Genomic DNA, 11,127 nt, shown 5'->3' with positions numbered 1-11,127 from the left:
GGCGGGTCCGCCGAGCGGCACGCCCGGCCGGTCGCGGACTCGACCGCCATGCACGTCGTCGATCCGGGCACGGTGCCGGGCCTGACCACGGTGACCCGCAACGAGCAGGACGGGCGGCGGCACCTGTACGCCGCCTACCCCAAGATTCCCGGCGCGGACGCGCTGACCGACGCGCTCGCGCGCGCCGAGGACGAGCGTGTCCGGCCGTTCCTGGCCAACCTGCCCGCCCGTGCGGAGCAGAACGGCGGCGCGGTGCCCGAGCTGAACGTCCAGTGGTCGCTGGCGGCCGCGTCCGGCGACGTGGTGGGCGTGCGGCTGGTGTCGTCGGAGTTCCTGGGGGCCTCGGCGGGGGAGACGCGCCGCACCCTCTGGTACGACGGTCGCGCCCGCCAGGTCCGTCCCTCCGCCGACCTGGTGAACGGCGACGCGGGGCTGAGCGGCCTGGCCGAGCAGGTCAGGCGGCGGCTGGTGGGCAAGGGCGACCCCGGCAAGGTGACCGCCAAGGCCGACACGTTCCCGTCACTGGCCTTCAACGACACCGGTGACCTGGTGGTGGAGTTCAGCGACTACGCCGTCGCGCCCGGCGCGGCGGGCCGGATCGCGGTCGTGCTGGACCGCGCCGCCCACGAGCCGCTGCTGTCGGACTTCGGGCGGCGAGCCCGCGCCGCCGCGCTGTCCCAGCACCCCCGGCTGGCGCTCGACGGCGTGTCGGACATGGCGGGCGTTCCGGCCACTCCGTCCGCGTCCGCCGGGACGCCGCCGCGAATCGACTGCTCCCAGGTCAAGTGCGTCGCGCTGACCTTCGACGACGGCCCTGGCCCCTACACCGCGCGGCTGCTGGACGAGCTGGCCCGCGCCAAGGCGCACGCCACGTTCTTCGTGGTCGGCAACAACGCCGACATCCACGGCGACCTGCTGCGCCGCGAGGCCGCCGAGGGCCACGAGATCGGCAACCACACCCAGAGCCACCGCGACCTGAGCCGCCTGACGGCGGTGCAGGTCAACTCCGACGTGCAGCGCACTCAACAGATCGTGCGCACCACCGTCGGCCGGGCCCCGACGCTGCTGCGCCCGCCCTACGGCGCGACCAACACGACCGTGGCGGGCGTCGCAAAGTCGCTGCGGCTCCAGCAGATCATGTGGAGCGTCGACACCGAGGACTGGCGCGACCGTGACGCGACGATCGTCGCGAACCGCGCCGTCAAGCACGCCCGACCCGGCGCGATCATCCTGATGCACGACATCCACCGGACGACCGTGGACGCGGTGCCCGACATCCTGCGGCGGCTCGCCGCCAAGGGATACACCTTTGTCACCGTCCCGGACCTGCTGGCGGGCAAGAACGTACCGCCCGGCGGGCGGTTCGGGGGCGAGTGACTATCCTGCCGCCATGACGGCGGACGACGACGCGCGGGCGATCGAGTGGACCGGGACCGGGCTGCGCCTGATCGACCAGACCGTACTGCCCGCCCGCCTGGTGTACCTGGACGTCGCGGACGTGGACACGCTGGTGGACGCGATCGTGCGGCTGGCGGTGCGCGGCGCGCCCGCGCTGGGCGTCGCGGGCGCGTTCGGCGTCGCGATCGCGCTGCGCCAGGCCGCCGCCCAGGGCTGGGACGCGGCCACGCTGGACGACGCGATCGCGCGCGTGCGCGAGGCGCGGCCGACGGCGGTCAACCTCGCGGCGGGCGTAGATCGCGTCCGTCCCCTAGTGCCCAAGGGCGTGGACGCCGTCGTCGCCGAGGCGCAGGCGCTGCTGGACGAGGACGTGCGCGGCAACCGTGCCATCGGCGCGCACGGCGCGGACTGGATCCTCGCGCGCGTGGGGGAGGGGCGGCGGCTGCGCGTCCTGACCCACTGCAACGCCGGGGCGCTGGCCACCGCCGGATGGGGAACGGCGCTGGGCGTCGTCCGCGAACTGCACGCGCGCGACCGTCTGGAGGTCGTCTACGCCGACGAGACCCGGCCGCTGCTCCAGGGGTCGCGGCTCACCGCGTGGGAGCTGGAGCGGGCGGGCGTCCCCTACTTCGTGCAGGCCGACGCGGCGGCCGCGTCCACGATCCTGCGCGGGCTGGTGGACGTCGCGGTCATCGGCGCCGACCGCGTCGCCGCCAACGGCGACACCGCCAACAAGGTCGGGTCGGTCGGGGTGGCGCTCGCGTGCCGGGCGGCGGGAATCCCGTTCGTGGTCGCCGCACCGTGGAGCACCGTCGATCCGGCGACGCCCTCGGGGGAGGCGATCCCCATCGAGGAGCGTCCCGGCGGCGAGGTGCTGACCTGGGGCGGCGCGCCGGTCGGGCCGCCGGGGGCGCGCGCGTTCAACCCCGCCTTCGACGTCACCCCCGCGCACCTGGTGTCGGCGCTGGTGACCGAGACCGGTGTCCTGGAGGTCTCGGCGGGTATGGCACCGGGTCGATCGGCCCCCTGACACGGACGGGAGACCGCCATGGGACTGACGGTCGCGGTGACCGGACCGACCGGCGAGATCGGCACCGCCGCGGTGCGCGCGCTGGAGGACGACGACCGGGTGGAACGGGTGCTCGGCATGGCGCGCCGCCCCTTCGACCCGGCCTCGCGCAACTGGAAGAAGACCGAGTACCGGCAGGGCGACGTGCTGGACCGCGCCGCCGTGGACGGCCTGGTCGCCGACGCCGACGTGGTGGTGCACCTGGCGTTCGTCATCATGGGCTCGCACCGCGAGAGCGAGCGCGTCAACCTCGCCGGGACCCGCAACGTGTTCGAGGCCGTCACCGCCGCCGCGCGGCCGCGCCGCCTCGTCTACACCTCCTCGGTCGCCGCCTACGGCTACCACGGCGACACGCCCGTCCCGATCACCGAGGAGGTCCCGGCGCGCGGCTCGGCCGAGCACTACTACTCGGCGCAGAAGGCCGCCTGCGAGGAGCTGCTCGCCGAGGTCACCGGCGGCTCGGACCTGGAGGTGTACGTGCTGCGGCCCAGCATCGTCGCCGGTCCCGAGGCGACGGTGCTGCTGCGCAGCCTGCCGTGGGAGCAGGTCGCCCCGTACGTGCCCGAGCCGATCCGCAAGGCGCTGGGCCTGGTGCCGGGCCTCAGGCCGGTGCTGCCCGACCCCGGGCGCGCCTTCCAGCTCGTGCACCACGACGACGTGGCCTCGGCGCTGGCCGCGTGCGTGACCGGCGACGGCCCGCCCGGCGCCTACAACCTGGCGGGCGACGGCGAGGTCACCGTCTCGGACGTGGCGCGCGCGACCGGCGCGTACGCGGTGCCGGTGCCCGGCGGCCTGGTCGGGCTGACCGCCGGGCTGGTGGGCCTGCTGCCCTACCTGCCCGCGCAGGTGGAGTGGATCCACGCCGCCCGGCACCCCATGATCATGGACACCGGGAAGGCGCGCCGCGACCTGGGCTGGACGCCCCGGCACTCGGCGGCGCGGACCCTGGCGGCGATGGCCGACGCGATGCGCTGACGGGTCAGACCGGATCAGGCGGGCTCGGTGGAGAAGGCGAACTCGGTCGTGGAGGCGAACCGCTCGCCCGGCCGCAGCACCGTCGAGGGGAACTCGGGCCGGTTGGGCGAGTCGGGGAAGTGCTGGGTCTCCAGGCAGAGCGCGTCGCCCTGCCGGTAGGCGCGGCCGCCGGTGCCGACCAGGCTGCCGTCCAAGAAGTTGGCGGTGTAGAGCTGCACGCCCGGCTCGGTGGTGCGGACCTCCAGCACGCGGCCGGTGCTCGGCTCGACTACGCGCGCGGCGCGCGTCGGCGCGGCGGGGTCGCGGTCGGTGAGCACGAAGTTGTGGTCGTAGCCGTGCGGGATGAGCAGTTGCGGGTGGTCGTCGCGGATGCGCTCGCCGAGGGCGTGCGGACTGGTGAAGTCGAGCGGGGTGCCCGCGACGGGCGCGATCTCACCGGTCGGGATCGCGCCGGAGTCCACCGGCGTGTAGTGGTCGGCGTCGATTTGCACGCGGTGGCCCAGCACGTCGCCGGAGCCCTCGCCCGCCAGGTTGAAGTAGCTGTGGTTGGTGAGGTTGAGGACCGTGGCGGCCTCGGCCGTCGCGGTGTACTCGATGCGCAGCGTGCCGTCGCCGGGGAGGGTGTAGGCAACGGTGGTGTGCAGCGTCCCGGGGTAGCCCTCCTCGCCGTAGGCCGAGGTGTAGGACAGGCGGACGCCGTCCGGCAGCGGTTCGGCGGCCCAGACGCGCTTGTCGAAGCCGCGCTCGCCGCCGTGGAGGCTGTTGGGCCCGTCGTTGACCGGCACCTCGTGGGTGCGGCCGTCCAGGGCGAAGCGGCCGTTCGCGATGCGGTTGGCGTACCGGCCGACGATCGCGCCGAAATAGGGGCCGGTCCGCTCGTAGCCGGACACCTCGGGGAAGCCGAGCACGACGTTGGCGGTCGCGCCGTCGCGGTCGGGGACCTCCAGGGTCTGCACGATCCCGCCGAAGGTCAGGACGCGGACGCGGATGCCCGGACCGGTGAGTGTGTAACGGTCGACGGTGGAGCCGTCGGCGAGCGCGCCGAAAGGTTCCCGAGAGACGGCGGGTGCAGAAGAGGTCACGCTCGCGGAGCCTAGCGCAGTGTTTATCGAAGCCCCGGCCGCGCGCTGCCACGCCTGCGCCTGCCGGACGTCGCGCGACACGTCCACTCCGCTCGTTATCCACAGAACGGGATTCGGTGCCTGGAGTGTCGGAGCCGTCCGCCATCATGAACGGGTGACGAGCGCGACATCCGACCCGCCTCGGCCGGTGGTGCTGGAGGCGGTCCTGGAACGGATCACCTATGCCAACGAGGACACCGGCTACACCGTCGCGCGGGTCGCCACCGGCCGCGGCGGGGGCGGCTACGCCGACGCCGACCTGCTGACGGTGGTCGGGCCGCTGCTGGGCGCGCAGGCGGGGGAGAGCCTGAAGCTCACCGGCCGCTGGCGCTCCCACCCCAAGTACGGCAAGCAGTTCGAGGTCGACTCCTACACCACCGTGCTGCCCGCCACCGTGCAGGGCCTGCGGCGCTATCTCGGCTCCGGGATGATCAAGGGCATCGGGCCGGTGATGGCCGACCGCATGGTCGAGCACTTCGGCGTGGAGATCCTGACCGTCATCGAGGAGGAGCCCGAGCGGCTGGTCGAGGTGCGCGGCCTCGGCCGCAAGCGCACCAGGCGGATCGCCGAGGCGTGGGAGGAGCAGAAGGCCATCAAGGAGGTCATGGTCTTCCTCCAGGGCGTCGGGGTGTCCACCTCGCTGGCGGTGCGCATCTACAAGCAGTACGGCGACGCCTCGATCGACACCGTGCGCCGCGAGCCCTACCGCCTGGCCGCCGACGTGTGGGGCATCGGCTTCAAGACCGCCGACACCATCGCGCAGGCGGTCGGCATCCCGCACGACAGCCCCGAGCGCATCAAGGCCGGGCTCCAGTACACCCTGTCGGAGGCCGCCGACGCCGGGCACTGCTTCCTGCCCGAGCCCAACCTGGTCACCGCCGCCGAGAAGATCCTCGCGGTGCCGCGCGAGCTGATCGGCCCGGCGCTGGACGACCTGGCGGCCGAGGAGGGCGTGGTCCGCGAGCGGCTGCCCGGTCCGGGGGAGGACGCGGCGGCCATCCCGGCGGTCTACTTGGTGCCCTTCCACCGCGCCGAGAACGCGCTGGCCCGGGGCCTGCGCGAGCTGCTGGAGGCCGGGCACGACCGGCTCAAGGCGTTCGCCGACGTCGACTGGGACCGCGCGCTCGGCTGGTTGCGGGCGCGCACCGGCGTGGAGCTGGCCCCCGAGCAGGAGCAGGCCGTCCGGCTGGCGCTGACCAGCAAGGTCGCGGTGCTGACCGGCGGGCCCGGCTGCGGCAAGAGCTTCACCGTGCGCTCGATCGTGGAGCTGGCCGCCGCCCGCAGGGCCAAGATCGTACTGGTCGCGCCCACCGGCCGCGCCGCCAAGCGCCTCGCCGAGCTGACCGGCCACGAGGCGTCCACCGTGCACCGGCTGCTCCAGCTCCAGCCCGGCGGCGACCCCAAGTACGACCTCGACGACCCCCTCGACGCCGACCTGGTCGTGGTGGACGAGAGCTCCATGGTCGACCTCATCCTGGCCAACAAGCTGGTGCGCGCGGTGCCGCGCGGCGCGCACCTGCTGCTGGTGGGCGACGTGGACCAGCTCCCGTCGGTCGGCGCGGGCGAGGTGCTGGCCGACCTGCTGCACGCCGAGACCATCCCCCGGGTGCGGCTCACCAAGATCTTCCGGCAGGCGCAGCAGTCGGGGATCGTCGTCAACGCCCACCGGATCAACAGCGGCGAGCACCCGCACACCCACGGCTACCCCGACTTCTTCCTGTTCCCGTGCGAGGAGGCCGAGCAGGCCGCCGAGACGACCGTGGACGTGATCGCCCACCGCATCCCGCGCAAGTTCGGCCTGGACGCCCGCCGCGACGTGCAGGTCCTGACGCCCATGCACCGGGGCGCGGCCGGGGCCGGGGCGCTCAACGGCCTGCTCCAGGAGCGCCTCACCCCGCACGACGACAAGCGGCCCGAGCGCCGCTACGGCGGCCGGGTGTTCCGCGTCGGCGACAAGGTCACCCAGCTCCGCAACAACTACGACAAGGGCGAGGCCGGGGTGTTCAACGGCACCGTCGGCCTCGTCACCGCCGTCTCCCTGGAGGACCAGAGCCTGACCGTGCGCACCGACGAGGACGAGGACCTCGACTACGCCTTCGACGAGCTGGACGAGCTCGCCCACGCCTACGCGATCACCATCCACCGCTCCCAGGGCAGCGAGTACCCGGCCGTCGTCATCCCGCTGACCACCGGCTCCTGGATGATGTTGCAGCGCAACCTGCTCTACACGGGCATCACCCGCGCCAAGAAGCTGGTGGTGCTGGTGGGCTCGCGCCGCGCGCTGGCGGTCGCGGTCCGCACGATGGGCGCGGGCCGCCGCCACACCGCCCTGGCCCACCGCCTGACCCGCGCGGTCTGACGCACGGCCTGACGGCTGAGCTCCGCCGCGCGGCCCGGCGGCTGCGCTCTGACGGGCGGCTCGACGGGCGCGGTACGACGGGTGTGGTCTGGCGTCGACCGGTTGCGCATCAGCGGTGCGCGGCGGTGTGCGGCGGTGCGCGCGTCTCACGCGTAGCGGGCGAACTCCCAGGGGTCGTGCGCGGAGAACACCTCGACCCCCGAGGCGGGGTCCAGGACGAGCGCGCGCAGCCGGGCCAGGTTCTCCAGCCGCAGCGCGCGATCGGCCTCGGCGCCCTCCTGCACCAGCTGCATCAGCGGGTGCACGACCGGGTCGGGCCGGTCCACCTCGCCGTGGTGGAAGTAGGTGTCGCCCGCGTGCAGCAGCGTGCGGTCCCCGAGGTCCACCGCGACGCCGAGGTGGCCGGGGCTGTGCCCGCCGAGCGGGATCAGCAGGATCTCCGGGGGCAGTCCCTCGGCCGGGCGCGCCCCCGCGAACCCGTGCCAGGAGTCGCCACCGCCGTCTCCGTCGCCGTAGGTGCGCCAGTCGTGCGGTCCGGGACCGGCCGCTGCCACGGCGTCCGCGTACTCGGCCTCGTGCAGGTGCACCGTCGCGCCGGGGAAGTCGGCGATCCCGCCGACGTGGTCGTTGTGGGCGTGGGTAAGGACGATGTGCCGGACGTCGGCCGGAACGAAGCCGAGCCGTTCGACCTGTGCCAGCGCGGTCTCGGCGGGGTCGAGGACGGGGGCGGCGTAGGCGATCCAGTCGGCTCCCAGGCGCTCGGCGGGACGGGCGATGTCGTGGGTGCCGAGCCCGGCGTCGATCAGGACGAGCCCGGCCGCCGGTCTCCACCAGCAGGCAGTGGCAGACCACCGCGCGCGGGCCGCCGGGCGCGTCCACCGGCTCGATCGTCGCCAGCGAACCGCAGTTGAGGTGGTGGACGCGCATCGTTGCCTCCCGGGGGGACGAGGACGGAACGATGACAACAGTAGACCGGTCTATATATTTTTGTCCAAGGGCAGGTCCGGCGGTCGGAGCCGCCAGGCTCACTCCTTGCTGGTCAGGCGGTTCAGGCGGAGGCCCACGAAGGCGTCGGCGGCCACGCCGGAGGTTCGTTCCGACCACACCAGATGGTCGTGCGGGGTCCACAGCGGTAGCACCGGCATGTCGCGCAGCAGTGCGGTCTCGGCCAGGCGTGCCGGGGTCACGGCCTCTTCGGGTGTGGTGGCGGTCTCGGCCAGGTTGATCTGCTCGGCCGTGTAGTCGTCCTGGTAACCCGTGCCCGCCTCCAGCAGCGGTGAGAGCGCTGCGGCGGGGGCGGGGTAGGCGGCGGTGGTGCGCACGACGTACGGGCCGTCCACCTTGCGGTCGCGTATGGCCTGCGCCAGTTCGGCGGCGGGTAGTTCCTTGGTGCGGACGTCCAGCTTCAAGGTCTTGCGGAGCTGGTCGGCGACCGCCTTCACCCATGCCGCGTCGGCCGGTTCGTGCCAGAGCACGACGGGATCCTTCAGGCCGCCCGCGTCGGCGAGCGCGGCGACCGCCGCGCGCTCGTCGTGCACGCACAGGCGGCACTGGCCCTCGCGGCGGCCCGGCAGGACGCCCGGCGGCACCAGCGCGTTGGCGGGGGAGGACTGGTGGCCCAGCGGCCCTTCGGTGACGGCCGAGCGGTCGATCGCCATCGACAACGCCTGCCGGACCGACGGGTCGGCCAGCGCCCGCACCCACGCGGGGAAGGCGAGCTGCGTCATCGTCCGGCCGGGTACCGCGCGGTGGCGGCTGCGGAAGTCGGTGTCCATGGACTCGTGCCGGTTCGGCGGCACCTGCGTGGCCACGTCCAGGTCACCGGCCTCGACGGCCGAGTACTGCTTCGCGGCCTCGGGCACCGTCCGCACCACGACGGTCTGGCCGCCAGGCCGCTCCAACACGGTCTCGCGCTCGTCGGCCGAGGCCACCTTGAGCGGCCCGTTGCCGATGGGACGCCGGGCGTACCCCGCCCAGTCGCGGGACGCCAGCACCGATTCGGGCATCGGGGACAACGCCGGATCGCCCAGCAGCGCCGGGAACCCGGTGAACGGCCGCTCCAACCGCACCTCGAAGCTCAGGTCGCCGGTGACCTTGATGCCCTTGGCCCCGTCCTGCACCCCGGCCACGTTCGTGAGCAGCCGCTCCCCGGCCCAGTGCGCCTCCAGCATCGCCGCCCACGCCCCGGCGAACGAGCGCGCGGTGACGGGGGAGCCGTCGTGGAACCGGCCGCCGGGCTTCACGCGGACGGTCCAGGTCTTGCGATCGGTGCTGGTCACCGACTCGGCGGCGGCGTTCACTGGCGCGCCCGTGGCCGGGTCGTAGTCCACCAGCCGGGTCCACACCGCGCCCGCGACCATGCGGCCGGTCGCGTCGCGCAGGTCGCCGGGCAGCAGCGTCGCCGCCCGCGCCGCGCCCACCGACAGCCGGGGGTCGGCCGGCTCGCTCCACGCCCGCAGCGCCGCGACCGGGGCGACCAGCGCCACCACGGCACCGGTGATCAGGGCGGCGGTGCGGGTGGCGCTCTTCAACGGACCTCTCCCGGGGGCTGGGCGACGCCGGTGAGCGTACGGCACCGGCCCGGCCGCCCGGAAGACAGCTGCCACCGGCCCTGACGGTACTGAGTCCCGTTCGTTACCGTACGTCCCATTGATCATGTCCGTCCCGCTGGTCAGACTGGCGGGCGAGGATCTGCTGAAGTGGAGGCCCGATGTCCCCCCGCACATCTCACGGCCGGCGCGCGGTCCACGGCGCCGGCGCGGTCGCGGCGTCCCTGGCGCTGCTGGCCGGCACGGCCTGGGCCTGCCCGCCCGAGCCCGGCTACCCCCAGACCAAGGCCGCCGACGCCGCGCAGGGCCAGGCCGAGGGCCGCGACCAGGGCGGCCACTCCGTCCACTACCGCAAGGCCGACACCCGCTCCGCCGCCAGGTCCGAGGCGATCAAGGGCGTGCGGCGCGTCGGCGGCGTGCCCGACGCCAAGGGCGCGATCTCGCTGATGTTCGGCGACTACGGCCACGGCCGCCACAAGCGCTCGATCATGTTCGCGACCGGCGAGTTCGGCCTCAAGGCCTACGACATCACCGCCGACCCCAAGTCCCCCAAGCTGGTCGGCGAGCTGAACATGCCGGGCATGTGGGAGACCGAGGACACCGACTTCGACCCCAAGCGCAAGATCGTCTACCTGTCGCGCGACCCCCGCGCGTTCGGCGGCAACACCGCCACCGGCGAGTCGGGCGTCTACATCGTGGACGCCTCCAAGCCCGAGAGGCTCCGCCAGATCACCTACGTCAAGGTGCCCGCGGGCCACACCACCACCTGCGTCAACGACTGCCGGTACCTGTGGACCGGCGGGCCGGCCAAGGCGAGCTGGATGCCCGCCGACTGGGGCGGCCGCCCGGTGTGGGTCACCGACGTGCGCAACCCGGCCAAGCCGAAGGTGTACCAGAACCCCGTCGACACCGGCCGCAACGACGGCAAGACCGACTACACCCACGACATCCAGGTCGACTCCAACGGCGTCGCCTGGGCGTCCGGGCGCGGCGGCGTGCGCGGCTATTACACGCAGGGCCTGCACTTCGACCCCGTGAAGAAGCGCTTCCGCAAGGCCACCGCCTACGACCCGGTGCCCTACGCGGGCGGCGGCATCGACGAGGCCACCACCAACTCCTCGTTCATGCACAACAGCTACCGCGCGGTGGGCCGCACCCGGAACCAGGCCGCCGACCCGCGCAAGTGGGGCGACGGCCAGCTCCTGTTCGTCACCGAGGAGACCTTCAACGACGGCTGCGCCAACGACGGCCTGCTGGTCATCGCCTCGCTGAAGGGCTCCTACAGGGGCGAGGGCTGGCGCTCCACGCCGGACAAGAAGTTCCGGCTGCGGACCGTCGCGACCTGGGGCGTGGCCGGGCAGGAGGGCAGCGACCCCACCAGCCTGGACTGCTCGGCGCACTACTTCGACGTGCGCGACGGCGTGCTGGTGCAGTCGTTCTACTCCCAGGGCACCCGCTTCCTGGACGTGCGCGACCCCAGCAACCCCCGGCAGATCGCCTACTACCGCCCGGCCGACGCCTCGTCGTGGCAGCCGTACTGGCACGGCGAGTACGTCTACGTCGCCGACAACACCCGCGGCATCGACGTGCTGAAGCCGACCTTCCGCTGACCGGCGCACCGCCCCGGCACCGGGCCCGCCCCTGCTCAGGGGGACG

Annotated in this window: 8 protein-coding genes; 5 read left to right on the top strand and 3 right to left on the bottom strand. The window is 73.7% G+C overall.

All coding sequences use genetic code 11. The features are described from left to right. The 3 genes from AH6_RS16765 to AH6_RS16755 all read left to right on the top strand — a co-directional run. The coding region (locus AH6_RS16765) for a polysaccharide deacetylase family protein (RefSeq protein WP_067480573.1) at window positions 1-1,377 on the top strand (1,377 nt) is incomplete at its 5' end. 13 nt (window positions 1,378-1,390) lie between these two features. Beyond that, window positions 1,391-2,428, top strand: a complete 1,038-nt coding sequence (gene mtnA / locus AH6_RS16760) for an S-methyl-5-thioribose-1-phosphate isomerase (protein ID WP_067480570.1) — start codon at window positions 1,391-1,393, stop codon at window positions 2,426-2,428. Window positions 2,429-2,446: 18 nt separating this feature from the next. Further along, window positions 2,447-3,442, top strand: coding sequence for an NAD-dependent epimerase/dehydratase family protein (locus AH6_RS16755; RefSeq protein WP_067480567.1), 996 nt, complete (start codon window positions 2,447-2,449; stop codon window positions 3,440-3,442). Window positions 3,443-3,456: 14 nt separating this feature from the next. Here the strand turns inward: AH6_RS16755 and AH6_RS16750 are convergent, their stop codons facing one another. After that, a complete protein-coding gene (locus AH6_RS16750; protein WP_218005856.1) occupies window positions 3,457-4,524 on the bottom strand; it encodes an aldose epimerase family protein in 1,068 nt (355 codons plus the stop codon). 154 nt (window positions 4,525-4,678) lie between these two features. Between AH6_RS16750 and recD2 the strand changes: the two genes are divergently transcribed. Beyond that, the gene (gene recD2 / locus AH6_RS16745; protein WP_067480561.1) at window positions 4,679-6,922 is read left to right on the top strand and encodes an SF1B family DNA helicase RecD2; all 2,244 of its coding nucleotides are present in this window, start codon (window positions 4,679-4,681) and stop codon (window positions 6,920-6,922) included. A 146-nt stretch (window positions 6,923-7,068) separates the two neighbouring features. Here recD2 and AH6_RS16740 read toward each other — a convergent pair whose 3' ends face one another. Continuing rightward, entirely contained in the window at window positions 7,069-7,887 is an 819-nt protein-coding gene (locus AH6_RS16740) for an MBL fold metallo-hydrolase (RefSeq protein WP_245679342.1), read from the bottom strand. Window positions 7,888-7,947: 60 nt separating this feature from the next. After that, a complete protein-coding gene (locus AH6_RS16735; protein ID WP_157431524.1) occupies window positions 7,948-9,453 on the bottom strand; it encodes a peptide ABC transporter substrate-binding protein in 1,506 nt (501 codons plus the stop codon). Window positions 9,454-9,632: 179 nt separating this feature from the next. Here AH6_RS16735 and AH6_RS16730 point away from each other — a divergent pair, with 179 nt between their 5' ends. Next, window positions 9,633-11,081, top strand: coding sequence for an LVIVD repeat-containing protein (locus tag AH6_RS16730; RefSeq protein ID WP_067480558.1), 1,449 nt, complete (start codon window positions 9,633-9,635; stop codon window positions 11,079-11,081). Window positions 11,082-11,127: the final 46 nt, after the last annotated feature.

The organism is Actinomadura hibisca NBRC 15177 (assembly GCF_001552635.1).
Taxonomy (GTDB): domain Bacteria; phylum Actinomycetota; class Actinomycetes; order Streptosporangiales; family Streptosporangiaceae; genus Spirillospora; species Spirillospora hibisca.
This window is presented reverse-complemented; position numbering and strand designations above follow the sequence as displayed.

Bases quoted from the DNA above. Each gene is read 5' to 3' on its own strand.
- AH6_RS16755 (WP_067480567.1), top strand. From the start codon at position 2,447: ATGGGACTGACGGTCGCGGTGACCGGACCGACCGGCGAGATCGGCACC.
- AH6_RS16730 (WP_067480558.1), top strand. From the start codon at position 9,633: ATGTCCCCCCGCACATCTCACGGCCGGCGCGCGGTCCACGGCGCCGGC.
- mtnA (WP_067480570.1), top strand. From the start codon at position 1,391: ATGACGGCGGACGACGACGCGCGGGCGATCGAGTGGACCGGGACCGGG.